General features: G+C 72.8%; 19 protein-coding genes. 6 read left to right on the forward strand and 13 right to left on the reverse strand.

Annotation, left to right across the window (positions count from 1 at the left end; genetic code table 11):
* Window positions 1-5: 5 nt before the first annotated feature.
* The 5 genes from ACFYYN_RS20805 to ACFYYN_RS20825 all read right to left on the reverse strand — a co-directional run bounded on the left by ACFYYN_RS20805 (window position 6) and on the right by ACFYYN_RS20825 (window position 4,365).
* Complete coding sequence (locus tag ACFYYN_RS20805) at window positions 6-1,001, reverse strand: nucleoside triphosphate pyrophosphohydrolase (RefSeq protein WP_500547009.1); 996 nt, start codon at window positions 999-1,001, stop codon at window positions 6-8.
* A gap of 74 nt (window positions 1,002-1,075) precedes the next feature.
* Window positions 1,076-1,717, reverse strand: coding sequence for a SurA N-terminal domain-containing protein (locus ACFYYN_RS20810; RefSeq protein WP_500547010.1), 642 nt, complete (start codon window positions 1,715-1,717; stop codon window positions 1,076-1,078).
* A gap of 130 nt (window positions 1,718-1,847) precedes the next feature.
* Window positions 1,848-2,759, reverse strand: a complete 912-nt coding sequence (locus ACFYYN_RS20815) for a GmrSD restriction endonuclease domain-containing protein (protein WP_500547011.1) — start codon at window positions 2,757-2,759, stop codon at window positions 1,848-1,850.
* 59 nt (window positions 2,760-2,818) lie between these two features.
* Entirely contained in the window at window positions 2,819-3,550 is a 732-nt protein-coding gene (locus tag ACFYYN_RS20820) for a DUF6585 family protein (RefSeq protein ID WP_500328678.1), read from the reverse strand.
* Between the two features lie 77 nt (window positions 3,551-3,627).
* Entirely contained in the window at window positions 3,628-4,365 is a 738-nt protein-coding gene (locus ACFYYN_RS20825; RefSeq protein WP_500547012.1) for a hypothetical protein, read from the reverse strand.
* Window positions 4,366-4,585: 220 nt separating this feature from the next.
* On the opposite strand from ACFYYN_RS20825, the gene ACFYYN_RS20830 reads away from it, so the two are divergent.
* The 3 genes from ACFYYN_RS20830 (at window position 4,586) to ACFYYN_RS20840 (ending at window position 8,809) form a co-directional block, all read left to right on the forward strand.
* Window positions 4,586-6,595 (forward strand): N-6 DNA methylase, encoded by a 2,010-nt coding sequence (locus tag ACFYYN_RS20830; RefSeq protein ID WP_500547013.1) that lies wholly within the window; start codon window positions 4,586-4,588, stop codon window positions 6,593-6,595.
* Window positions 6,596-6,695: 100 nt separating this feature from the next.
* Entirely contained in the window at window positions 6,696-7,283 is a 588-nt protein-coding gene (locus ACFYYN_RS20835) for a hypothetical protein (protein WP_500547014.1), read from the forward strand.
* Window positions 7,280-8,809: a protein kinase domain-containing protein gene (locus tag ACFYYN_RS20840; RefSeq protein ID WP_500328682.1), complete on the forward strand. Its 1,530-nt coding sequence runs from the start codon at window positions 7,280-7,282 to the stop codon at window positions 8,807-8,809. Before ACFYYN_RS20835 ends, ACFYYN_RS20840 begins: the two co-directional genes overlap by 4 nt.
* 10 nt (window positions 8,810-8,819) lie before the next feature.
* Here ACFYYN_RS20840 and ACFYYN_RS20845 read toward each other — a convergent pair whose 3' ends face one another.
* A complete protein-coding gene (locus ACFYYN_RS20845) occupies window positions 8,820-10,205 on the reverse strand; it encodes a polysialyltransferase family glycosyltransferase (protein ID WP_500547015.1) in 1,386 nt (461 codons plus the stop codon).
* A gap of 2 nt (window positions 10,206-10,207) precedes the next feature.
* A complete protein-coding gene (locus ACFYYN_RS20850; RefSeq protein ID WP_500547016.1) occupies window positions 10,208-11,176 on the reverse strand; it encodes a glycosyltransferase family 2 protein in 969 nt (322 codons plus the stop codon).
* A 453-nt stretch (window positions 11,177-11,629) separates the two neighbouring features.
* Here ACFYYN_RS20850 and ACFYYN_RS20855 point away from each other — a divergent pair, with 453 nt between their 5' ends.
* Window positions 11,630-13,018 (forward strand): glycosyltransferase family 29 protein, encoded by a 1,389-nt coding sequence (locus ACFYYN_RS20855; RefSeq protein ID WP_500547017.1) that lies wholly within the window; start codon window positions 11,630-11,632, stop codon window positions 13,016-13,018.
* The gene (locus ACFYYN_RS20860) at window positions 13,015-15,333 is read left to right on the forward strand and encodes a glycosyltransferase (protein ID WP_500547018.1); all 2,319 of its coding nucleotides are present in this window, start codon (window positions 13,015-13,017) and stop codon (window positions 15,331-15,333) included. The genes ACFYYN_RS20855 and ACFYYN_RS20860 overlap by 4 nt, the downstream gene beginning before the upstream one ends.
* An 85-nt stretch (window positions 15,334-15,418) precedes the next feature.
* On the opposite strand, the gene ACFYYN_RS20865 is transcribed toward ACFYYN_RS20860, so the two are convergent.
* The 5 genes from ACFYYN_RS20865 to ACFYYN_RS20885 all read right to left on the reverse strand — a co-directional run bounded on the left by ACFYYN_RS20865 (window position 15,419) and on the right by ACFYYN_RS20885 (window position 19,373).
* The gene (locus tag ACFYYN_RS20865) at window positions 15,419-16,534 is read right to left on the reverse strand and encodes an acyltransferase (protein ID WP_500547104.1); all 1,116 of its coding nucleotides are present in this window, start codon (window positions 16,532-16,534) and stop codon (window positions 15,419-15,421) included.
* 6 nt (window positions 16,535-16,540) lie between these two features.
* The gene (locus tag ACFYYN_RS20870) at window positions 16,541-16,807 is read right to left on the reverse strand and encodes a hypothetical protein (RefSeq protein ID WP_500547019.1); all 267 of its coding nucleotides are present in this window, start codon (window positions 16,805-16,807) and stop codon (window positions 16,541-16,543) included.
* 201 nt (window positions 16,808-17,008) lie between these two features.
* Window positions 17,009-17,902: a hypothetical protein gene (locus tag ACFYYN_RS20875; protein ID WP_500547020.1), complete on the reverse strand. Its 894-nt coding sequence runs from the start codon at window positions 17,900-17,902 to the stop codon at window positions 17,009-17,011.
* Complete coding sequence (locus tag ACFYYN_RS20880) at window positions 17,899-18,729, reverse strand: VTC domain-containing protein (protein WP_500547021.1); 831 nt, start codon at window positions 18,727-18,729, stop codon at window positions 17,899-17,901. The genes ACFYYN_RS20875 and ACFYYN_RS20880 overlap by 4 nt, the downstream gene beginning before the upstream one ends.
* Window positions 18,726-19,373, reverse strand: coding sequence for a DUF4956 domain-containing protein (locus ACFYYN_RS20885; protein WP_500547022.1), 648 nt, complete (start codon window positions 19,371-19,373; stop codon window positions 18,726-18,728). Before ACFYYN_RS20885 ends, ACFYYN_RS20880 begins: the two co-directional genes overlap by 4 nt.
* Before the next feature lie 588 nt (window positions 19,374-19,961).
* Between ACFYYN_RS20885 and ACFYYN_RS20890 the strand changes: the two genes are divergently transcribed.
* Window positions 19,962-21,047, forward strand: coding sequence for an acyltransferase (locus tag ACFYYN_RS20890; RefSeq protein ID WP_500547023.1), 1,086 nt, complete (start codon window positions 19,962-19,964; stop codon window positions 21,045-21,047).
* 85 nt (window positions 21,048-21,132) lie between these two features.
* Here ACFYYN_RS20890 and mfd read toward each other — a convergent pair whose 3' ends face one another.
* Entirely contained in the window at window positions 21,133-24,681 is a 3,549-nt protein-coding gene (gene mfd / locus ACFYYN_RS20895) for a transcription-repair coupling factor (protein WP_500547024.1), read from the reverse strand.
* Between the last annotated feature and the right edge of the window lie 32 nt (window positions 24,682-24,713).

Genomic DNA, 24,713 nt, shown 5'->3' on the forward strand with positions numbered 1-24,713 from the left:
GAGGGTCAGCCCTGCTTCTCGGCCTCCGCCTTCTCGGCCTCCAGGATCGCGTCCCGGTAGCGGCGCGCGGCGGCGCGCAGGGCGGACTCCGGGTCGATGCCGGCCTCCTGGGCGGCGAGCGCGAGCGCCAGCAGGCGCTCGCCGGTGTCGGCGGCGTCCTGGCCTGGTGCGGCCACGGACAGGCCCGCCTGGCGGGCCCGGGAGCCGAGCTTGGCGGCGAGCGCGAGCGCGGGCTGGCCGAGGGGGATGCCCTCGGTGACCGAGCCGCGCCGCTTCTCCTCCGCCTTGGTGCGCAGCCAGTGCTCCCGGACGTCCTCCGGCGTTTCGGCGACCTCGTCGCCGAAGACGTGCGGGTGCCGGTGGATCAGCTTCTCCACGATGGTGGCGGCGACGTCGTCGATCGAGAACGGCTCCTCCGGGTCGTCCTGGGCGATCCGCGCGTGGAAGACGACCTGCAGCAGCACGTCGCCGAGTTCCTCGCGCAGGGCCTCCCGGTCGCCCTCCTCGGCGGCCTCGGCGAGCTCGTAGACCTCCTCGATGCCGTACTTCACCAGTTCCTGCGTGGTGCGGACGCTGCTCCAGGGGCACTCGCGGCGGATCCGGTCCATCACCTGCACCAGGTCGAGCAGCCGCGCGCCCGGCAGGTCGTAGGACCCGGGCAGCAGCTCCAGGTCCGGCATGCGGACCCGGCCGGAGCCGCCGAGCCGGGCGAGCTCGTCGGTGACGCCGCGGTCGCCCTCGCCGCCGGCCAGGTAGACCACGGTGCGGCCGCCCTCGGTGAGGTCGACCAGCTCCCGTCCGGTGGGCGCGGACGCCTCGACGGCGACCCCGGCCTCGCGCAGGTACGGCAGCTGCGGGTGCCCGGGGTCGGGGCAGAGGACCAGGTCGGCGGCGCACAGCAGCTCCCAGGCGGGCCAGGAGAGCAGGCCGGGGGCGACCCGGTGGGTGGTGGTCAGCAGTACCAGGCGGCCCGGACGGGCGGAGTCATCGGAGTGGTCCACCCGACGAAACTACCTCGCCGCGCAACGGCGCCGGGGCCGGGTCCGAGGTCGGACCCGGCCCCGGTTCCGGTGCATTAGGCCTGGGCGGCGCGGCGGCTCACCTCGGTCAGCCACGGGTCCTTGGTGGCGTCCAGGTCGAGCTTGTCGGAGTTCCACTTCCCGTAGCGCGGGTTGACGTCGATGTTCAGCTTCTTCGACGTGTCGCGCAGCACCTTGATCAGCGCCGTCTGGCCCTCGGGGGTCTGCACGTCGGCGCCGTAGTGGGCGGCGACCTTCTGCATCAGCAGGTCGGTACGGATGCTCTCGTCGATGTCGGCGGGCACCATCGCGTAGGTCTGCAGCAGCTGGGCCTCCAGCGCCGCCTTGCCGCCCGCCTGCTTCTCGGTGTCCCCGCGGGCTTCCTGGAGCTCGTTGCGGGTGACGGAGACGCCCACGTCCTGCGCCGCCTTCTCGATCACCTCGTTCTGCACCAGCCGGTGCACGACGTTGCGCTGGAGGTCGCTGCTGGCCTCGATGAGCTGGGCGGCCTGCGGGGTCTTCTCCTGCGCGGCGCGCACCGCGGCGACCTTCGCCTGGACCGTCTCCACGGTGATCTGCCGGCCGTCCACGACGGCCGCGGCACCTGCGTGCGGCGTGCCGCAGGAGGTCAGCAGTGGCGCTGCGAGCAGCACGGCTGCGGCGGCGGTGGCGGAGAGAGCAGTCCTGCGGCGGAGCATTTTTGCCTCCCGGCAAGGGATCGAGCGACGGTGCACGACCTGGCAGTGATGCAGTGATCGAGGATATTGAGCAGGGCACCGGGATATCCAGCGATCCGCACAACACACTGCACAAACGATCCGCGGCACCTCAGGTGTCGCAGGCGACCCCGTCGCCGTCGCGGTCCAGCGCCCGGGAGTAGCCGGGGTCGCCGCGGTGCAGCGGGGCCGCACCGGCGTCGCGGGCCGCGGCGCAGTTCGCGTACGAGGCACCCGGGGAGGGGGCGGTGCCCTCCTTCCCGTCGCCCGAACCGGAGCCGTCGCTGTCGCCGCTGCCGCCGTTCCCGCCTGCGGACGTCACCGGCCTGCCGGCGTCCGGCAGGGGCTCGTCGGGGCAGGTGCCGAGCACCTTCTCCATGGCGGCCTTCTCTGCCCCGGTGACCCACAGCCCGTACTTCTTCTTCACCGCCACCTGGCGGGCCACGTACGGGCAGCGGAAGGCCTTGTCCGGCGGCAGCCAGGTCGCGGCGTCGCCGTCGCCCTTGCCGCGGTTGGTCGGGCCGTCGACGGCGAGGAGGTTCAGCGGGTCGTTGGCGATCTGCTTGCGCTTGTCGCGGGACCAGTACTTGGCGCCCTTCTGCCAGGCGTCGGAGAGCGCCACAACGTGGTCGATGTCGACCGTGCTGCGCCCGCGCGTGAAGTCGATCCGCTTCCCGGTGTAGGGGTCGTCGAGGGTGCCCGAGGCGACGACGCAGTCCCCGCCCCGGTCGGCGCGGAAGGAGGTGCCGGTGAGGTCCCGGCGGAGTATGTCGTCGCGGGTGTCACAGCCGTTGTGGTCGGTGTCCGCCCAGGCCGCGCCGAACTCGTCCCGCGCGTAGCCCGTCTTGGGCGCCCGGCCCTTCACCGCCAGGTCGCCGACCGCCTTGAGCGCGCTGCCCTTCGGGGCCCCGTCGCTCCCGGCCCCGCTGCCGAGGCCCTCGCCCGTGCACCCGGCCAGACCCACGCCGAGCAGCACGGCGACGGCTGCCGCTGCCGCTGCCGATCCCGCCCTGGTTGTCAGCACCTTGGCACTCTAGGGGGTGGGAGGTGGGGCCGGGCAGGGGGCGTACGGCGCCCGGACGGTCAGTGCGCGACGGAGGTTCGGCGCAGCTCGTCCACAAGGGAGAGGAAGAGGAGGAAGTTCGGGATGTCCTTGACCTTCTTGGACGACCAGGACAGGGACTTGCCGGCCTTCTTCAGCACGAGCACGCCGTCGGTGACCCGGACGCCCTCGATCTCCTGCCAGGTGACGGCCCCGCGCCGGGGCGTCGCAACGCCGGAGCGGTTGACCGAGATGTCCCCGAAGGTCAGCGTCCGCCCCTCCGCCAGCATCCGCAGCATTCCCGGCAACTGGAAGGCGGCGACCTCCTGCTGGATGAACGGCCCCCACCGCTCCGGCTCCGCGTAGAAGTTGAGGATCTTCCGGACCGTGCCGTCCGGCTTGTGCAGCGTGTAGCGGTAACCGGTGGCGACGTGGATGCCGTTGACGTAGGACTCGGTGATCTCCTGCAGCACCGTCATCGAGTCCCAGCGGAAGGCGGCGGGGACGCCGGCGTGGTCGATCTCGACCAGCCCGGATTCGAAGAAGTGGAGGCGCCGGGCGGCGGCCTTGCGGGAGAAGTTGGGGGTGCGCAGGGCATGGTGGAGGAACCAGAGGCCGGGCAGCACGAAGCAGGCCAGCCCCACGAGGATCATGAACACGAAGTTGCACGTCATCAGGAAGCCGTGCCGTTTCGGCATGATCGTGAGGCGGTGCCGTCCGAGCCCCTCGGCCGCGGCGAGGGCGGCGATGTCGTCGGGTATCCGGTCTTCCATGGTGCGTTCCGCCGTTCTCGGGAAGGGGACGGCCCTGGCGCGGCGCGCGCCAGGGCCCGGGGATCGTAGCCGGTGGCTCAGCCGGCGAGCTTGTCGATGTCGACGGTGTCCTTGGCCGCCGGGGCGGTGATCGCGGCCGTCTCGTGGAAGTCGGAGAAGACCATCGTGCCGGGCTCCTTGCCGCCCTTGACGACCAGCTTCAGCAGGTACGGCTTGCCTTCGGTGGCCACGTAGGCGGTGGTGGTCTCGGCCCGGTCCTTGCTGGTGATCGGCACGGCGGGCCTGCCCGCCACGGTGGTGGGCTCGCCCTTCTTCCCGCCCAGCTCGCCGTCCGAGTCCTTCTCCACCTCGACGAGGAACTCGTTCAGGTCGCAGGCCTTGACGAGGTCCTTGTTGTCCGGCGTGTCGGCCTTGGTCTTCATCCACCGGCCGGCCAGGAGGTCCTTCATCGCGGCGCCGTCGGAGCCCTGGCTCTTCCAGAAGGCGTCGTCGCCCTTCATGTAGAGCGAGGGGCCCGCCTTGATGAGCTGGACGGTGCCGCCCTCGGCGGTGACCTCGCCCTTGCAGTCGCCGGTCCTGCTCATCGTCATGCGGAACTTCACCCGCTCGCCGTCGGAGATGCCGTCGAGGTCGACGGTCATCGCCGGGGCGGACTTCATGGCGGCCACGGCCTTCTTCTCGATGGTGGTGGCCGGCTGGTCGGCGAGGCCGGTGGCGGCCGGTTCCGCCGTGCCGCCGAGCGGGCCGCAGGCGGCCATGGTGAGGGCGGCGGTGACGCAGCCGAGCGCCGTGAGCGCTCCGCGAGTGGTGGTCATGAGGATCGTCCCCCCTGGTGGACAGCGTGTGGATGACGGTTGCGGGCCGGCGGAACGCCCGGGGACTCCGTGAACCGATGGGTCAATGACAGCATGAGCTGTGAACCGAGTCAACATAAAATCTCGATTCACATGAGTTCACGCGTGAAGGGTCGGATCTTTCGTTCACCGCTATGCTCGGGGCCACAGCCGCACCCGCCGCGGGAAGGGAGCCAGCCAGGTGCCGGAGAACGCAAGCGAGGTGACCGCCGCCGGGATCGCGCGGCTGGCCGGGGTGGGGCGGGCGGCCGTCAGCAACTGGCGCCGCAGGCACGCCGACTTCCCCAAGCCCGTGGGGGGCACCGACACCAGCCCGGCCTTCGCGCTGCCGGAGGTCGAGAGCTGGCTCCGTGCCCAGGGCAAACTCGCCGAGGTCCCGCTGCGTGAACGGGTCTGGCAGCGGGCCGAGTCCCATCCCTCGGGCACCGCCGCCGCGCTCCGGCAGGCCGGCGCCGTCTGCCTGCTGGTCCGTGAACACCCCGCCGACGGGCTCCCGATGGAGGGCGCCGAGGCCGAGGACGCCGTACGGGACCTCTTCGAGCGGCACTTCGGCGGGCGGTTCGCCCTCGGCACCCCCGTCGACGCCGAACTGCTGCGCGGCGCCGCCGAGCTCGCCGCGGGGATGGGCCCGCGCCAGGCCTACGAGTTCCTGCTCGGACGCCACCTGGACGCCAACCCCCGGCAGTACACGCTGACCCCGGCCGCGCCCGCCGAGCTGATGGCCGCGCTCGCCGGCCCCGCCCGTACCGTGCTGGACCCCGCCTGCGGCACCGGGACCCTGCTGCGTGCCGTCGAGGCCCCGCACGAGGTGTACGGCCAGGAGGCCGACCCGGACCTGGCCGCGCTGGCGGCGCTGCGGCTGGCCCTGCACGCCGACCCCGCCGCCGTGGTGCGGGTCGCCGGCGGCGACAGCCTGCGCGCCGACGCCTTCCCCGGGCTCGCCGCCGACGCGGTGCTGTGCCACCCGCCGTTCAACGAGCGCAACTGGGGCCACGAGGACCTCGCCTACGACCCCCGCTGGGAGTACGGCTTCCCTGCCCGCACCGAGTCCGAACTCGCCTGGGTGCAGCACTGCCTGGCCCGAGTCCGGGAGGGCGGGACCGTCGTGCTGCTCATGCCGCCCGCCGCCGCCTCGCGCCGCTCCGGCCGCCGGATCCGGGCCGACCTGCTGCGGCGCGGCGCCCTGCGCGCGGTGGTCGCGCTCCCGGCCGGCGCCGCGCCCCCGTACGGCATCCCGCTCCACCTGTGGGTGCTGCGCAGGCCGGGCGCCGGCACGGCGGCCTCCCCGCACTTGCTGCTGGTCGACACCGCGGGGTCGCAGGACGCGGCCCCCGGCGGCGAGAAGGTGCCCTGGCAGTCGGTGCGCGCCACCGTGCTGGACGCCTGGCACTCCTTCGACCGGCACGGCACCACGGAGGAGCGGCCCGGTGTGAGCCGCGCCCTGAAGGTCATCGACCTGCTCGACGACGACGTGGACCTGGCCCCCGCCCGCCACCTGCCGCCGCCCGCCGCGGGCGGCGGGGCGGCCGAACTCTCCGGGGTGCGCGACCGGTTGGCCGCCACCTTGCTGCGCACCGCCGAGCTCACCCCCGCCCCCGCCGGGGCGGCCGAGCCCGCCCGCTGGCCGCTCACCACGGTCGGCGAACTGGCCCGTGCCGGGGCGCTGGTGCTGCGCGCGGGCGGCACCGGGAGCGCCCGCCCCGGTGGCGGTCCCGCCGTGCTCACCGAGCACGACGTCCTCGGCGGTGGCGCGCCGAGCGGCAGCCTGCCCGAGGGGCCGCCCGAGGAGGAGCCGGTCCTCACGCAGGAGGGCGACGTGGTCGTCCCGGTGCTCGGCCGGGGTTCGGCCGCCCGCGTCGTCGACGCCGCCACCGCCGGGGCGGCCCTCGGCCGCAACCTCCACCTGCTGCGCCCCGACCCGGCCGCCCTGGACCCCTGGTTCCTCGCCGGCTTCCTGCGCGGCACCGCCAACAACCGCCAGGCCAGCAGCTACGCCTCCACCGCGACGCGGCTGGACGTCCGCCGGCTCCAGGTGCCGCGGCTGCCGCCGGCCGACCAGCGCCGGTACGGGGAACGCTTCCGCACCCTGGCCGCCTTCGAGGAGACCCTGCGGCTGGCGGGACAGCTGGGTGAGCAGTTGGTGCAGGGGCTCTACGACGGGCTGACCGACGGCACGGTGCGTCCCGAATAGTTACGGGATCGGGTGACAGCCCGTCGGCGACGGCGGATACTCTCGCGATACCACCCGCAGCTGTCCTCCGCACTGATGTCCAGGGAGTACGAGAGCAGTGATGAACGGCCCCGGCCCGGTCCCGCCGTACCCACCCGCTCAGTCCAAGGCCACGGCGATCACGCTCCGTGCCATCTTCCTCACGATCACCGCGATCAGCTGCGGCTTCCTGTCCGGCCTCCCGCTGCTGCACCTGGCCATCCAGCGGCGCCGGACCATGGACTGGGTGTTCTTCTGGATCTGCACCGCGGTGAGCATCGCCTCCTTCGCGACCGTCGGCACGCTGCCGGAGGAGAGCCCCTGGACTGACGTGGCGATGCTCACCGCCATCGCCCTCGTCCCCCTGGTCGGCGTCCACTACCTGGTGGCCGACCTGGCGCTGCACCGGGCGGCCGCGGTGCCCGGCTACCCGTCGTACGCCACGACCGTGCCGTACCCCCCGCCGCACCAGCAGGCGCCGCCGCAGCCGCCGGTGGACTACAACCCCTACCGCACGACCCCGCCCCCGCCCGCCGCGCCGCAGGCCTCCGTGCCGCCGCAGTCGCCCGCATCCCCGCACCCGCACCCGCACCCGCCGCGGATCAACCAGGTGCGGGCCGAACTGGACGAGCTGAGCGACCTGCTGCGCAAGCAGGAGGGCGGTCAGTGAACGGACGGATCGTCGCCGGCCGTTACGAGCTGGCCACGGTCCTCGGTCAGGGCGGCATGGGCCAGGTGTGGACCGCGTACGACCGGCGGCTGGACCGGCGGGTGGCCGTGAAGCTGCTGCGCCCGGACAAGGTGGCCGGCGGGGGCGACGCCGAGGAACTGCGCCGGCGCTTCGAGCGGGAGTGCCGGGTCACCGCCCAGGTCGACCATCCGGGGCTGGTCACCGTCCACGACGCGGGCAGCGACGCGGACGAGCTGTACTTCGTCATGCAGTACGTGGAGGGCGCCGACCTCGCCGACCACCTCGCCGAGCACGACCCCTACCCCTGGCCCTGGGCGGTCGCCGTGGCCGCGCAGTTGTGCGCCGTGCTGTCGGCGGTGCACGCGGTGCCGATCGTGCACCGCGACCTCAAGCCCCGCAACGTGATGGTGCGTCCGGACGGCACCATGGTCGTCCTCGACCTCGGCGTCGCCTCCGTGCTCGACACCGACACGACGCGGCTCACCCACACCGGCACGCCCATCGGGACGCCCGCGTACATGGCGCCCGAGCAGGCGATGAGCGGCGCCGTCGGGCCCCGCACCGACCTGTACGCGCTCGGGGTGCTGCTGCACGAACTGGTCAGCGGGACCGTCCCGTTCGCGGGCGCCACGGCGCTCGGCGTGCTGCACCGTCACCTGTACGAGCAGCCCGTGCCGCTGCGACAGGTGCGCCCGGAGGTGCCGGAACCGCTGGAGGCGCTCGTGCTGCAACTGCTGGCGAAGGACCCGCAGCACCGCCCGGCCGACGCCCAGGAGACCTACCGCCGGCTGGCGCCGCTGCTGCCGGTGCCCGGCGTCGTCCACCGTCCCCTCGGGCCGATGGACCCCACCCGCCCCTTCCTGCGTCCGCTCGCGCCCTGGCCCGACCGGCCGGCCGCCCCTTCGCAGCCCACCCCCGCCCCGGGCGCGACCGGGGCCCCCGCGGGCCACGGCATCGCGGAGGCCGTCGACGAGGTGAAGCGGCTGCTCGACGCCGGACGCATCACGCAGGCGGTCGACATCCTGGGCGGCGTGCTGCCGGCCGCCGCGGAGAAGCACGGCGAGCAGTCACCGGTGGTGCGGATGCTGCGCAAGCAGTACGCGGCCACGCTGATGGAGGACGGCCAGTACCGCCGCGCCCTGCCGGAGCTGCGCCGGCTCGCGGACGAACTGGCCGCCGAGTCGGGGCCGCTGGGCCGCCAGTCGCTGCAGTACCGCTACGAGGCCGCGCAGTGCCTGGAGCAGTTGGGCGAGGCCCCGGCGGCGCTCGCCGAGTACCGGGCGCTGCTGCCCTCCTTCGAGCAGTACCGCGCCACCGACCCGGAGCTGCCGCTGGAGGTGCGGCGCCGCATCGGCCACCTGCTGCTGTCGGTGGGCGACCGCATGGCCGCCCACGACGTGCTGTCCCGCCTGCTGTACGACTCCGACCGGGTGCACGGCCCGCACCACCCCTTCTCGCTGGAGGTACGGCGGACGCTGACCTGGCTGGGGCAGGTCGGGCGTTAGCGGCCGGCGCCTAACGCCGGGAGCGCAGGCGGCGGGCCACGCGCACCATGCGGCGCACGGTGGTGTTGCCGCGCAGCCGCTGGGTGGCGCTGAGCGGGCCGCCGCCGGGCAGCCCGAGCGAGGTGAGGCGGCGGCGCCGGAAGTAGTACTCGGTGTCCGGGCCGAGGTGGTCCCGCAGCCACGCCGCGGTCTCCTCACGCAGCCCGGGGTGCATCCTGGGCTGCATGCAGAAGCCCACGGCCCGTACGAGCGGGGCGAGTTCCCCGGCGGCGCCGCCCTGGGCACCCGGGGTGGCGACGTCGGGCACGAGGTGGTCGACGATGGTCAGCGGGACGCGGTTGCTGTTCTGGTACGGCGTGAGCCGGTCCAGCACCAGACGGGTCCCGGCCCGTGCGATCGCGACGTCGTAGTAGGCGCTCGCGGTGAGCATCGCGGTGGAGAAGCAGCCGACGACCAGCTCCGGCCGGCAGACCTCGTACAGCGTCTCGGCCAGCAGCGGGCCGTCCAGGACGCGCAGCCGCGCGCCCTCGGCGGCCGCGGCCTCCTCCATCGCCTGGGAGTAGCCGGCCGGCGCCGTGGGGTGGGGCTTGAAGACGATCGAGCGGTGACCCGCGGCGATCGCGCCGCGCACCATGGTGACGTGCAGCTCCTCTTCCTCCTGCGGGGTGAGGATGCGCAGGGCGGCGAGGTACTGGCCGAGCAGCACCGCGGTCGGCGGGTCCTGGGCGAGGGCGGTGAGCCGGGGGTCGTCCGCCGCCTCGACGGCGATCTCCTTGAGCACGGCCCTGAAGGCGTCGTCGGGGACGAGCTCGGGCTCCGCGCCGGTCTCCGCCAGCAGCAGCGGGCGCAGTCCGGGCACCAGGTCGAGGTGGAGGACCCGCTGGACGCGGTTGCCGAGGGGGCCCGGCAGCTTCTCACGGGTGGGCCCGTAGCTCATCAGGCCGTCCGCGTACACGTGGACGGCGCTCTCGGCGAAGATCGTGGCGAGCGCACGTGCCGGGTTGACCTGGATCGACTCCACGACGAGCTCGACGGGGACGTCGCCCAGGCCCCAGGAGTGCCGGAACAACCGCTGCCAGATGGAGCTCTCGTCCTCCAACGGGGCCCACTTGGAGGGCCGGTGCGGGTGGATCACCTCGTTCCACGAGACGACCTCGTCGAAGCGGGTGACGATCCGCTGGTACCCGTGCATGTCGGAGAGCTGGACGACCGTCTCGGGGACCGGGGCGTTGTTGCTCACCAGCAGGATGCGCCGGGTGCCGGTACGGGGCCCGAAGGCGCCGGCGTCCAGGGCGGCGGCGAGGGTCGCGGCGCCGTAGAGGGTCGAGACCTCGAAGATCTGGGCCCGGTCGTGGTTCATGCTCTCCTCAGCCCGTTCGGCCGTCGGCAGGGTCATCGTCAGGCCGCCTTCCGCGCGTCGGCGCGCAGCCGCTGGAGCACGTGGGCGCGCTGGACGTCCATCTCGGCGAGGGTCCGGTCCAGCACGTCCTGCGGCATGCGGGCCAGGGCGACGGCGGACTGCCGCTTGAGCTGCCTGCCGGTCCCGGCGTCGTAGCGCCGCACGTTGGACATGTGGAAGGCGATCAGCGCGCAGTAGGTGCGGACGATCTTGGGCAGGAAGCGCTCGGCCTCGCGGTCGGCGAGCACGTCGTCGAGTATCGCGTCGTGGGCGGGTATGAAGTCCAGCTGCCGGCCGTCGCTGATCTGGGTGAGCGAGTCGCTGACCCCGCGCCGGTAGAAGACCCCGACCGGGCGGATCACCGCGAAGGACCGGGCCGTCAGGTGCAGCCGCCAGACCCACTCGCGGTCCTCCGCGGTCCGCAGGCTGGTGCTGTAGCGCATGCCGCCGTCCTCGAAGAGCCGGCGGTGGTAGATCCCGGCCCAGACGAAGGGGTAGTCGACCATGGTCGACACATGCGCGGGCGTGATCGCGTCGCGCGGGTCGAGCACGGCGTCCCAGCGCCTGGCAGGGGGGCGGTGCACGACCCGTTCGGTGCCGGTGGCCTTGACGTGCCCGGTGCGCACGAAGTCGCAGCCCAGCCGCTCGATGCCGGCGACGAGCTCGTCGAGGTAGCCGCGGGCGTACCAGTCGTCGCCGTCCAGGAAGGTCACGTACGTCCCGCCGGCCGCGTCCAGCCCGCTGTTGCGGGACTGGGCGACGCCCTTGTTCTGCTCGTGCCGGATCACCCTCATACCCGGCAGCCGGTGCTCCCAGTGGTCCAGGATCTCCGGGGTGCCGTCCGTCGAGTGATCGTCGACGAGGATGAACTCGGTGTCCGCCCCCGCATTGTTGGCCAGCCCGCACAACATGTCGTGCGCATATGGCTGAATATTGCGGAAGGGGACGATTACCGAAAGTTTGGGCACCTGGGAATCCAGACGATCTCGACGCGGGCCACGGACTCCGGCCCCCCGGACGGTGCCGGAGGACAAGCGTATCGGACTAGATCCAGAGAGGGCGTCGGGAATGCTTCGGCAAGGTGAACGCAAGGAATACGGAATACGAACTCCCACTTTTCCCCATGTCGCCCGCGACGCCCCCCGACCGCCGCCTTCCCCGTTCGCATCCGCTTAGATCCTCGTTCACTTGAACGTCATATCCACTCCCTATGGTGATCGCCTCCGCCCCATGTGCCGTGCGCGTGTCCATGTGCGTCGAGGTGCCCGGGCGGCGTCTGTTGATCCGCGCGGGAAACCCATGCAGTTCTCCCCAGCGGCCGTGTAATTGTTGGGAGCAGCATGGTCAAGTTCCGGGCTGGATGGCTCGAGAAAAGATTGGACAACTCCGCGGGCGCGGATATTCCGATCGCTTCGGTTTCCGTGGCCGAGTGCGTCCGGTCCTGTGCGGTCCACGGCGGCAAGCTCGCCAAGAACCTGGACTGGAGAAAGGGCCAGCTCGCCGAGGCGATCCGGGAATTGCTGGCCCGGTACGCGGCCGCGATGACGGATCCGGGTGACGCCGCCGCACTCACCGGTGGGAAGAGCACCTGGCCGAAGTCGAACCCCGAGGTCTTCGACGCCCTGCTCGAGGTGGGCAACAAGGCCGTGGACGTGCAGGGCGCCGACGAGCTGCAGCTCGCGACGCGCATCACCGAGACGGTCCTCGGCGTCCGCAAGCAGTCCCGGGCCGGCTGGCGCCTGCGGGCGCGCCTGATGGACGCGCTCGGCGACGACGCGGCCACCATCGCCGCGTACGAGCGCTTCCTGGCGCTGACCCCCAACGACGACCTCAACATCGCGGGTCGCATCACCAAGCTGCGGGAGAGCGGCGAGCGCCTCGCGCGGACGCTGCAGCTGCTCCAGAAGGAGGCCCCCGGCTCCCGTGAGTTCGCGGGCGTCCCGGAGACCGAGCTGTGGGCCGAGGGCCTGGCCCTCAAGGACGCCGGCGACTGGGAGCGCGCCGAGCCCCGGCTCGTGGCCGCGCTCGTCGGGATGAGCGAGCAGGAGGGTTCCGCCACCTCGGTGCGCGCGGCGCTGACCGACTACGTGAACCTCCGTCTGGAGCGGGACCGCGGCCGGCTGGCCGGCTCGACCCAGCTGCTCGAGCTGTACGCCGACGACCGCCGGCTGCGCGAGCTGGACCCGATCCCGGACCCGGCGCTGACCGGTTCCGAGATGGTCGGCCTCAGCGACTTCCGCAACCTCATCGCGGGGAAGACGATCTGCCTGGTCGCCAACTCCCAGCGGGTGGGCTCCAGCACGATGGGTCAGGAGATCGACTCCTACGACCTCGTCGTCCGCTTCAACTCGTACCGGATCGAGGCGCCGGCCACCGGCACCAAGACCGACATCCACGCGACGATCCACCTGCACAACTTCAACTGGGACAAGAAGGTCCAGACGCGGCTGGTCTTCAGCGGCAGCCACCACCAGTGGCGCAACTCGGTCCGCCGCCGCCTGGTCCCCGGCGCCCAGCGCTACGTCGGCGACCGCACGCTGCGCTGGCCGGTGCGCGAGATCGGCAGGATCGGCGAGGACGCGATGCCGTCCATCCCCACCAGCGGTTTCAACATGCTGTGGCTGCTGGACTTCCTGGACGTCAACCCGAAGATCGACCTCATCGGGTTCGACTTCTACGACAGCGGTGCCTACCGCCTGCAGGAAGCGATGAAGCTCCCGATCGCCACCGCGCACGGCTACGCGGACGAGAAGGAATGGGTCATGGCCCGCGCCCAGGACGTCACTGAAATGAGGATATCGCTCCGATGACCGCCTCTGTCCCGGTTCCGGCACCCCGGAGCGAAACGCTGACCGGCAAGCGCCGCGTCGCCTTCGCGTCGTACGTCGACGAGAACTACCTGCCCGGCTTCCTCACCCTGCTGCGCAGCCTGGCCCTGACCAACCCCGGCCTCTGCGAGGACTTCGTCGTCCTCTACGACGACCTGCAGCCGGCCTCGGTCACCGAGATCCGCAAGCTGCACCCGCGCGTGGTCATGCGCCGTGTCGTCCCCGAGCGCTACGACGCCTTCGTCAAGGGCGACCCGGAGAACTACCTGATCCGCAAGGCGTACTTCATCCTCGACGTCTTCCGGATCCGCGACTACGACACGGTCATCACGCTCGACACCGACATGGTCGTCCTCGGCGACCTGGGCGAGCTGCTGCGGATGCGGCACGGCATCGGCGCGGTGCCGCAGTTCCTGCTGGACCAGTCGAAGCTCAACAGCGGCCTGCTGGTCATCCAGAAGGAGTACCTCACCGACGAGTTCTGCGCGCAGATCGACGCCGTCGGCACCTCCGGCACGTACGAGCTCGACAAGCACGACCAGGGCATCCTCAACGCCCTGCTCGCGGGCAAGTTCGTCAAGATCGACCCGCGCTACAACTTCGTCAAGCGGCGGCTGTCCGGCGACCGCTCCCCCGACGAGGAAGACGTCGTCATCCTGCACTTCACCGGCCGTCACAAGCCGTGGAACGGCGGCGAGCACGGCTACTCGGGCGCCGAGGCGGCGTGGCAGGAGTACGACCTCCCCCACGCGGACTTCGTCGAGCGCTTCCTGGCCCTGGAGGACGAGAAGCACCCGGACCTGCTGATCCACTTCGGCCGCCACCTCGTGGCGAGCGAGGGCCGGCACGACGGCGTCCGCGAGGTCGCCGAGGCGTACCTGTCCAAGGGCCGGTACGAGGACGCGGTGGAGATCCTCGGCCGCTCCCCCATCCCGGCCGACGAGAGCCGTTCCCACGAGCTGCTCGGCCAGGCCCTGATGTCGACCTCCCGCTACGAGGAGGCCACGGCCCACCTGCTGCTCTCCACGGCCCACGCCCCGGCCGCCGCCCGCCCCTTCGGCCGGCTGGCGAACATGGCGTGGATCCTGGGCGACAACACGGCCTCCCGCGAGTACGCCCTGGCCGGCCTCAACGCGGACGTCAGCGACCGCGCCTGCCGGATCTCGTACGAGCGCGCGGAGGCGATCGCCGCCCGCCCGGCCGAGACCGGCACCCCCTCCGAGCAGCTGGCGCACGTGGCGTTCTACATGGAGCGCCAGGGCAACGCGGGCGACAAGATCCTGCCCGAGACGGTCCGGCTCTGCTTCGGCCCGGACACCGGTGACCGCGGCTGGCACTCCATCCACGCGCACAAGCTGTTCGACGAGGCGGCCCTGGAGCGGGTGAACTCCCGCCGCGGCCTGGTCATCGGCGGCGGCGGACTGTTCATCCCGGACACCTCGCCGAACGGCAACAGCGCCTGGCAGTGGAACGTGCCGGACCGGCTGCTGGAGAAGATCGACGTCCCGCTGGCGGTCTTCGCGGTGGGCTACAACGCCTTCGACGGCCAGTCGTACACGCGCCGCCGGTTCGAGGAGAGCCTGCGGCTGCTGGTCTCCAAGTCGGCGTTCTTCGGTCTGCGCAACCACGGCTCGGTGGAGAAGGTCCGCGCGCTGCTCCCCGCGGAGCTGCAGGACCGGGTGCTCTTCCAGCCCTGCCCGACCACCGTCTCCCGCCAGTTGGTGCCCGGCTGGCAGGACCCGGTCGAGCGGGACGACACGGTGCTGATCAACTGCGCCTACGACCGCGCCGGGCTGCGCTTCGGCCACGACTACGACCACTTCCTCCGGGAGATGGCCACCGCGGTCCGTGCCATCGGCAAGCACGCCGAGGTCCGCTACGCCGCCCACGCGCTGGACGACGAGCGCTTCGTCTTCGACCTGCGGCGTGAGTACGGCATCTCGCTGCCGGTCGAGCCGATGTACGACTTCGACACCGACCAGCTGCGCACCGCCTTCGCGCGCACCAAGCTGGTGATCGGCATGCGCGGCCACGCGGGCATGATCCCGTTCGGCTGCGGCACGCCCATCATCAGCCTGATCTCCCACCCGAAGATGGCGTACTTCCTGTCCGACATCGAGCGCCCGGAGTGGGGCGTCTCGGTCCACGACCGGAACCTCGGCGCGATCCTCGCGGAGCGCTCCATCGGCATCCTGGACAACCTGTCGGCGACCGTCGCCGACGTCCACGGGCGCCAGGAGGCGCTGTGGAAGGTGACGCAGGACAACGTGGCGAAGCTGAAGACCGTCCTCGGCTGAGCCTCCCGGGGGAACCGGTCCGCCAGGAGGGGCGCCGTGTCGCGACACGGCGCCCCTCCGTCACGTGCTCCGGCGCCTTCGGGGGTCAGCCCAGCCAGCGGTTGAGCCGCAGGCGCGTCCACAGCAGGCTGGCGGCGAAGGAGAGCACCACGGTCCCGGTCACCAGCAGCGTGATCATGAGGACGGCGCCCGGCCAGCCCGCGTCGGCGGAGACGAGGTGCGGGGCGAGCGCCCGCAGGAACATCAGGTGCACCAGGTAGGCGCCGAAGGCCGCACCGCCGAGCCGGGACACCAGTGGGCGGAGGCGCTCCGGGATGCTGATCCGGTTGAGGGCCATCACCAGCGCGCCCGCCAGGAACGGCACGGCGAGGCCCGCGTAGGGCGAGGGGTAGTGCACCCAGTGTTCGTACGCGACCACCGCGGCCCACGCGCAGACCCCGGCCGCCAGCCACCTCAGCCGCCGGCGGCGGCCGGTGGTGGCCGCGAGCGGCAGCGCGAGCAGCGCGGACCCGGCGGCGGCGTACGCGACCTGGTACGGGGACAGGTTCCACTCGAAGTCGGGCAGGTTGACGTGGAGGACCTTGCCGAGGTCGCCCATGAAGGTCGGCGCGATGGCCAGCAGGACGAGCAGGCCGCCCAGGCCCCAGGGCCGCTTGCCCGCCTTTATCAGCGCGGCGAGCGAGAGCAGCAGGATCACCGGCACGTAGGCGTACAGGTACCAGAGGTGGTAGGCGGGTTGGATCGAGCCGAACAGCGACTCGAAGGCCAGCCGCTGCGTGGGACGGGAGTTGGTGTCCCGGATCCAGTCCCAGGCGAGGTACGCGGCGGTCCACACGCCCATCGGCACCACGATGCGGGTCAGCCGTCTGCGGACCTGCGTGCCGTCCCGGGGGGTCGCGCCGACCAGCACGACCCAGCCGGCGATCGCGAAGAACAGCGGCACCGCGCACCGGGTCAGCCCGTCCGAGACGAGCCCGGTCCAGTAGACGGGCCGGCCGCCGGAGGGCTCGCGGCCCACGGCGTTGAGGAGCTGGCCGGCGGCGTGGCAGACGATGACACCGATGGAGCACAGGACGCGCAGCAGGTCGATGTCGTATCTGTGCTCACGCGGCCGGGCGACGGGCGTGGTGGACGCCTCGCTCGTCCCGGTCGCGTGACCGGTGGTGAGGGCGGGGGCGGCGGTGGTCGTCTGGGCGGAGATCGGCGGTCACTCCCGGGTGCGCTCGCGGAGCTCGGCCAGGGTCCGGCCGGGCTGCGGGATCGGATGGTCGTGGACGGGGGCCCGGTCCGTCATCGCGGGCACGGTGGGCAGCGGGCCGGTGGGTGGGACGGCACGGCCGTCCGTGACCGCCGGCCCCCACGCGCGGTCCATCCGCTCTGCGAACCGGGCGATGTCGAACAGTTCCTGGACCCCCGTGTACCCCGTTTCCCCGGCTTCCTCGCCGGGCACGTCCGCCGGCCCGGTCCGGCCCACGGCCTCCGGCACCTCGGGAAGACGGCGATGTGCATGGGTCCGTCCCGGTCGCTGTCCGATATCACCTGCCCCGGCAGATTATGGGACGCCATGGGGGGAGGGGGGTGCGAATGTGGTGAACACCGGCGTTCCCGGGGTGGCGTCCAGGTGAACCTGGCGTGGGGACGCGCTGGCGCCGCAGGTCACAGGGGGTGCCGTTGGTCATGCGCGGTTCGTCGGGGTGGTGTCCGCCGCCCGGATGTAGTCGCCGACCAGGGCGCCGAGCAGGGCGCCGGCGAGGAGGTCGTCCCGTAGGTGGTCGGCGGTGTAGAGCCGGGCGTGCACCACCTGGACCTGCATCCAGCGGTACTCGGCGGCGCGCCGCGGGGCCCAGGCGGTGAGGACGGCGACGGCCGCGGAGGAGAGCGCCGCGGGCGCCGCCGGGTAGGCGCAGGCGCAATCGGCGGCCGGGGTGGCCTTCCGGGCCGGGCCCAGGGCGGGATCGAGGGCGGAGGGGCGGGACCGCCGGTAGTGCCCGGCGAGCCGGCCGCTGATCGTGCCGGCCAGCTCCAGCGCCGCGTCCAGGCGGACCCGGGCGGCCTCGCCCTCGGCGCGGGGCATCAGTTCGCGCCGGTCGTCCAGGTACAGGCGCCAGATGTCCCGCTCCCCGTGGGCGGCGAGCCACGCGGCGGCCGTCCGGCCGGCGGCGGTGCGCGTACGGGCGAGACGGCGGACCTCCCCGAGTCCGGCGGCGCGTGCGGCTTCCGCGGGCGGACCGGGCATCTGGTCCGCCGCCCAGCGGACGAACGCCGGGTCGTCGCGGGCGGTGCCGTGCCCCGACCGCCACCGGGCGTAGAGCGCGTCGGCGGCCCGCTGCTGCGCGTCGAGCCGCGTGGTCCAGCCGCGCACTTCGGCGTCCGGGAACAGTGGGGGCGGCGGGTCCTGCTCGATCCGCCGCACCGCGCCGCCCGCCCCGGGGTCCGCGGGGGCGGTGACGTGGGTGCCGATCAGGCCGAGGACCGCCGCGGCCACGGCGGCGACGGCGACGGCCGGGTACCGGCGGCCCGTGCGGGGGGCCCGGGAGCGGACCGGCGCCCTGCGGTGGGCCGTGCTCACCACGCGGGTCCGGCCGGGCCGGGGACCCGGGCCTCCGGTTCGGCGCGCGTGGGGGCGTGGAAGCAGTACCGCACCAGGCGGCGCACGTCGTTGCCGGGCAGGCCCGGGACGAGCAGGGCCTGTCCCACGACGTACTTGCTGAGCGGCAGCGGCCGTACCCCCAGGCCCATCAGCAGCCGGTCGGCGGCGCCCGGACGGGGTCCGCCCTTGGTCTCGACGAGGACGAAGCCGTGATTCAGTGCGGCCGTCGCCCGGCCGCGGTGGCAGGTGAGCCGGCCGTCGAGGGTGACCCGGCTGCCGGCCGTCAGGTCGGCGAGGGCCGCGCGGACGTAGCGGATCTCCCCGGCGGGGGACAGCAGCCCGGAGCGGACCGGGACCCCGGCGGCGCCGAGCACGTCGTCGACGAAGGCGGCCGCCCCGGCGCCGATGAGGCCGTACTCCCGGGCGGCCAGGATGCGGGCGTGCTTGACCGTGGCGCCGCGGCCGTCCTTGGTCTTGACCTCGACGCGGCACAGCCCGTCCTCGACGTAGAGCCGGGTGCGGACCTTCCAGCGGCGCCTGCGCCCCTGCACATGCGCGTACCAGGCGCCGAGCCCGGCGGTGTCGAAGTACGTGCTGCGGTACCCGGTGGTGCGGCGGCCACCGACGTCCAGCACGTGGTGCGTCGGCGCCAGGGCGGCGACCAGGCAGCGCGCCGACAGGGCCGGCAGCAGGTACTTGCGGTCGACCCGGTGCTGCAGTGCCGCGGCCGCGTCGACCTCGGCGAGGGTCGCCCCGCGCAGCCGGGCCAGTCCCAGCGCCTCGGCGAAGCCCTCCGGGCCGGTCACACGAGCCTGCTCTCGAGCAGGCTGTCCTGGCCGCCCCGTCCGGCGGCCGGCCCCGCACCGTCGTCCGGCAACCCCCAGCCCAGGGGCGAGTCGCCGCGGTAGCGGACCGAGACCCGGGTCGTCTCGCGCACGAAGTCGACCTCGTCCACGAGCACCGCCAGCGGTTCCTGGCCGAACCTCAGCACGACCTCCCGGTGGATCGCCGCGGGGTCGGCGTACAGGCGGTCCAGGGTGAGGCGCACCACCCGGGTCGGCCGGTGGGCGTGCGGGTCGTCGACGACCAGGACGGCCGCGAGCACCAGCACGTCCAGCGCCACGACGAACCAGATCTCCCGCTGCGGCAGGCCCCCGCACAGGGCGATCACCAGCGCCGTGAAGGTGTACGCGACGTCCCGGGCGGTGAAGGCGGTGCTGCGCAGCCGGACCAGGGAGAGCATCCCGAACAGCCCGAAGCCCACCCCGGCCGGGAACGAGCCTGCGCCCATCGCGCTCATCGCCGCGAACAGGCCGACGTTGAGCGCCGTCAGCACCAGCGGCATCTGCGGGGCCGGGCAGCCGCGCCGGTAGAGCAGGCCCACCAGCGCCATGAGGGACAGGACGTCCACTCCCCCGCGGGCGAGCAGGTCCCAGGGTCCGTGCGTCATGCGCGGCGCCGGGCGGGCGGGTGTGGTCCGGGCACGTGTTCCTCCGGGGGCTGGGTGGTGAGCCCGGGTCCCGGGGATCCGTCCATGGAAAGGGGGATGGGACGGCGGATCCCCGGGCCCGGGAGTCATCGGCGCGCGGGTCGGACCACCGCGGCGGGGCGGGCGTCCCGGCGCCGTCCACCCACGCCGGACGATCCGTCCAGCGATGCCGGACGCTAGCCCCGCGCCCCCCGCCGGGCAAGCCGCCCACCGGTACCTCCGGACGCCGGGCCGGACGGGAAACACCAGGCGGGAAGAGGGGACCCGGCGCCGCGCACGCGTTGCGGCCATCGGACAATGACACCCGAAGGGGTGAGGGAAAGCCCGCTCCGATGACGCCGGACGAACCCCCCGCCACATCAGGGCGAATCACGGGTGAACGGGCACCCCGCCGGGCGGCTGCGGCGGCACCCCGGGCCACCGCGGCCGCCGGGGGCGCCGGGGCCGCCGGGGCCGCCCGGCGGACCGAGACCGTTCCGACACCGCCAGGCCCCGGGGAGTTGGGCGACCGTTCGGTTCCACGACATCCGTGTGCCCGATCATCACGCGGTGTCGAATGAAACAGCCGTCCGACTGCCGTTGCAGCGCAGTTCCGCCTCCCCCGGACACTCCGCCGACGCGCGGGAACACCGCTACGACATCGACCTGATGCGGTTGCTGTGCTCCGCCACCGTCATGCTGGGCCACGTGGGCTCCCAGTTCATCCGCTCGACCGGGAACGACGCGTCCCACGGGGCCGCGACGTACTGGGCGGGGCACGTGGCCGAGGCGGTCAACCCGTTCGCGGTGCCCATGTACTTCGCCATCGCCGGATGGGCGGTGCTGGTCGGCGCCCCTCCGCGGGACAGCGCCCGGATGTGGCAGAGGATCATCCGCAACACCGTCCCGCTCTTCGCGTGGACAGCGGTCTACCTGGTGTGGGCCTGGCTCCGGGACCGCAACGAGCGGCCCATGACCGAGCTCGCGAGGGACTCGCTCATCGGCTCCGTGCAGCCCGCCTACCACCTGTGGTTCATGTACAACTACATCCCCATCATCGTGCTGCTCGCCTTCGCGATGCTGATCAAGGACGGCAAGCGGCCCTGGGGGCTGGGGGCGGTGCTGCTGGGCATCGCGGTCCTGCCGAGCGTCCTGGCCCTGGTCGGGGACCTGACCCACACCGACCTGCCCCCCGTGGCCTGGGGCTTCGGCACCTACTCCCTGGTGTACGCGGTCGGCGGCGCCATGCTCTTCGCCCTGCCGGCCGGCGCGGTCCCGTGGCGCCGGTGGCTGGTCGTACTGCTGCCGCTCACCATGGCCGGGTGCCTCTGGTACAACACGCGGGTCCACTACGTGATCCCCAACGCCCACCTCTTCGTGGCCGCGATGAGCGTCTGCGTCCTGCTGCTGGTCAGCCGGATCCGCATCCCGGAGCGTTTCCAGCCGCGCCTGAAGCACCTGGCCGGAGCGGCGCTGGGCGCGTACATGGTGCACGTGCTCTTCGTCGAGGAACTGGTCCACCGCATGGTCTCGCCGGACCTGAGCGGACCGGTGGCCGCGGTGCTGCTGGTCGGGCTGGTCCTGGCGGTGATGGTGCTGTCGTTCTCCACCAGCCTGCTGTGGGGCCGGCTGAACCTGCGGCGCCTGCTGGGCTGAACCGCGGGAGGCCTCCGGAGCGAAAGGGCCCCGTCCGCGCACCTCGACCTCGCGCGGACGGGGCCCTTTCGCGTCCCTGGAGGCTTCAGCTGTCCAGGACCGTGGTCAGCAACTCCGCCGTCCACGCGAGCAGTTCCCGGCCGACCACCGGCTTGCCGCCGATCCGCGCCGTGGTGGGGCGCGGCACCAGGATCTGCCTGGCCGCCTGCTTCACGACCGTGCGGGGGTAGAGGCGGTTCAGCCGCAGCTCCTGCGACTCGCGCAACTCGACGGGCGAGAAGCGCACGTTGCTGCCCTGCAGGGTGATGTCGCAGACCCCCAGACGGCGGGCCAGCAGCCGCAGCCCGGCGACCAGCAGCAGGTTCTCCACCGGCTCCGGGAGCTTGCCGTACCGGTCGGTGAGCTCCTCGCGGACGGCCTTGACGTCCTCCTCGGAGTTCACCGCGGCGATCGACCGGTACGCCTGCAGACGCAGCCGCTCGCCGGGCGCGTAGTCGTGCGGGACGTGCGCGTCGACCGGCAGCTCGATCTTCACCTCCAGCGGGGCCTCCTCGACCTCGCCGCCGCCCTCCTCCAGGCCGGCCCGGTAGTCGGCCACGGCCTCGCCGACCATGCGGATGTACAGGTCGAAGCCGACGCCCGCGATGTGGCCGGACTGCTCGCCGCCGAGCAGGTTGCCTGCGCCGCGGATCTCCAGGTCCTTCATGGCGACGTACATGCCGGCGCCCATCTCGGTGTGCTGGGCGATCGTCGCCAGCCGCTCGTGGGCGGTCTCGGTGAGCGGCTTCTCCGGCGGGTACAGGAAGTAGGCGTAACCGCGCTCACGGCTGCGGCCGACCCGGCCCCGCAGCTGGTGCAGCTGGGAGAGGCCGAAGTTGTCGCCCCGCTCGACGATGAGGGTGTTGGCGTTGGAGATGTCGATGCCCGACTCGACGATCGTCGTGGAGACCAGCACGTCGAACTTCTTCTCCCAGAAGTCCACCACGACCTGCTCCAGCGCCGACTCGCCCATCTGCCCGTGCGCGGTGGCGATCCGCGCCTCGGGGACCAGGTCGCGCAGCCGCGCGGCGGCCTTGTCGATGCTCTCCACCCGGTTGTGGATGTAGAAGGCCTGGCCCTCGCGCAGCAGTTCGCGGCGGACCGCGGCGGCGATCTGCTTCTCCTCGTACGGGCCGACGAAGGTCAGCACCGGGTGCCGCTCCTCCGGCGGGGTGGTGATCGTCGACATCTCGCGGATGCCCGTGACCGCCATCTCCAGGGTGCGCGGGATGGGCGTGGCGGACATGGTCAGCACGTCGACGTTGGCGCGGAGCTTCTTCAGCTGCTCCTTGTGCTCCACGCCGAAGCGCTGCTCCTCGTCGACGATGACCAGGCCCAGGTCCTTGAACTTGGTCTCCGACGAGAACAGGCGGTGGGTGCCGATGACGACGTCCACGGACCCCTCGCGCAGGCCCTCCAGGACCGCCTTGGCCTCGCTGTCGCTCTGGAACCGGGACAGCGCCTTCACCACGACCGGGAACTGCGAGTAGCGCTCGGAGAAGGTGCCGAAGTGCTGCTGCACCAGCAGCGTGGTGGGCACCAGGACGGCGACCTGCTTGCCGTCCTGCACCGCCTTGAAGGCCGCCCGCACCGCGATCTCGGTCTTGCCGTAGCCGACGTCGCCGCAGATCAGCCGGTCCATCGGGACCGACTTCTCCATGTCCTCCTTGACCTCGGCGATCGTGGTGAGCTGGTCCGGGGTCTCCGCGTACGGGAACGCGTCCTCCAGCTCCCGCTGCCAGGGGGTGTCCGGCGCGAAGCTGTGGCCGGGCGCGGCCATGCGGGCGGAGTACAGCCGGATCAGGTCCGCGGCGATCTCCTTGACCGCCTTCTTCGCGCGCGCCTTGGTCTTCGTCCAGTCCGCCCCGCCCAGGCGGTGCAGCGAGGGCGCCTCGCCGCCGACGTACTTGGTGATCTGCTCCAGCTGGTCGGTCGGCACGAACAGCCGGTCCCCCGGCTGGCCCTTCTTCGCGGGGGCGTACTCGACCACCAGGTACTCGCGCGTGGCGCCCTGGACGGTGCGCTGCACCATCTCCACGTAGCGGCCTACGCCGTGCTGCTCGTGCACGATGAAGTCGCCCGCCTGCAGCGTCAGCGGGTCGATGGTCTTGCGGCGCCGGGACGGCATGCGGCCCATGTCCTTGGTGGAGGACTTCTGGCCGGACAGGTCGGTCTCGGTGAGCACCGCGATCTTCAGGGCCGGGTCGACGAAGCCACTCTCCAGCGAGCCGCAGGCCACATGGACCACGGAGGGCTCGACCGGCCCGTCCAGCCCCGTGTCGAGGCGCGCGGCGATGCCCTCGTTGCCCAGCACCTCCACGATGCGGGCGGCGGGACCGTGGCCCTCGGTGACGTAGACCGCGCGCCAGCCGTCGGCGAGCCAGCCCTTGGTGTCGGCCAGCGCCCGGGCGGTGTCGCCCCGGTAGACCTCGGGGGCGTGCATGCCGAGCTTGAGGGTGTCGCCCTCGTCGTCCGGTGTTCCCTCGTCCGCCGCGAACGGGCTCACCGACCACCAGGGGACGCCGAGCTCACGGGCCCGGTCGCGCACGTCGGCGATGCTCCACAGCGAGGCCGCGCCCAGGTCGATCGGGGCCTCGCCGCCCCCGGCGGAGGCCGCCCAGGAGGCCTCCAGGAACTCCCGGCTGGTCGCCACGAGGTCGGCGGCCCGGGTACGGACCCGCTCCGGGTCGCAGACCACGGTCATCGACCCGGCCGGCAGCACGTCCAGCAGCAGCTCCATGTCGTCCACCAGCACCGGGGCGAGGGACTCCATGCCCTCCACGGCGATGCCCTGGGCGATCTTGTCCAGCAGTTCGCGCAGCTGCGGGTGCTCCTCGGCCAGCTCGGCGGCGCGCGCCCGCACCTCGTCGGTGAGCAGCAGCTCCCGGCAGGGCGGCGCCCACAGGCCGTGCTCGGCGACCTCCAGCGAGCGCTGGTCGGCCACCTTGAAGTAGCGGATCTCCTCGACGTCGTCGCCCCAGAACTCCACCCGGAGCGGATGCTCCTCGGTGGGCGGGAAGACGTCCAGGATCCCGCCGCGCACGGCGAACTCGCCGCGCTTCTCCACCAGCTCCACCCGGGCGTACGCGGCGGCCGCCAGGGCGTCCACGACGTCGTTCAGATCGGCGGTCGTCCCGGTGCGCAGGGCCACCGGGACCAGATCGCCCAGACCCTTGACCTGCGGCTGCAGCACGGAGCGGATCGGTGCGACCACGACGCGTACCGGGCCGGCGGTCGGGTCGTCCTTGCTGGGGTGCGCCAGCCGGCGCAGCACGGCCAGGCGGCGGCCCACGGTGTCCGAGCGGGGCGACAGCCGCTCGTGCGGCAGCGTCTCCCAGGCCGGGTACTCCACGACGGAGTCCTCGGGCAGCAGCGACTGGAGGGCCGCGACCAGGTCCTCGGCCTCACGGCCGGTCGCCGTCACCGCCAGCAGGGTGCGGCCGGCGCGGGCCGCGAGCGCGGCCAGGGCCAGCGGGCGGGCGGCGGGCGGACCCACCAGGTCGACGTGCGGGCGGTTGCCGTCCGCGGCACCGCGGACCGCCTCCGCGAGCGCGGGGTCGTCCACGACGACGTCGAGCAGACCGTTCAGGCTCATGTGGCTTTCCGTCCCAGAGGCAGACAGGCGGG

Origin of the sequence: Streptomyces sp. NPDC001902 (assembly GCF_042891295.1) — a bacterium.
In the GTDB taxonomy this organism is placed as follows: domain Bacteria; phylum Actinomycetota; class Actinomycetes; order Streptomycetales; family Streptomycetaceae; genus Actinacidiphila.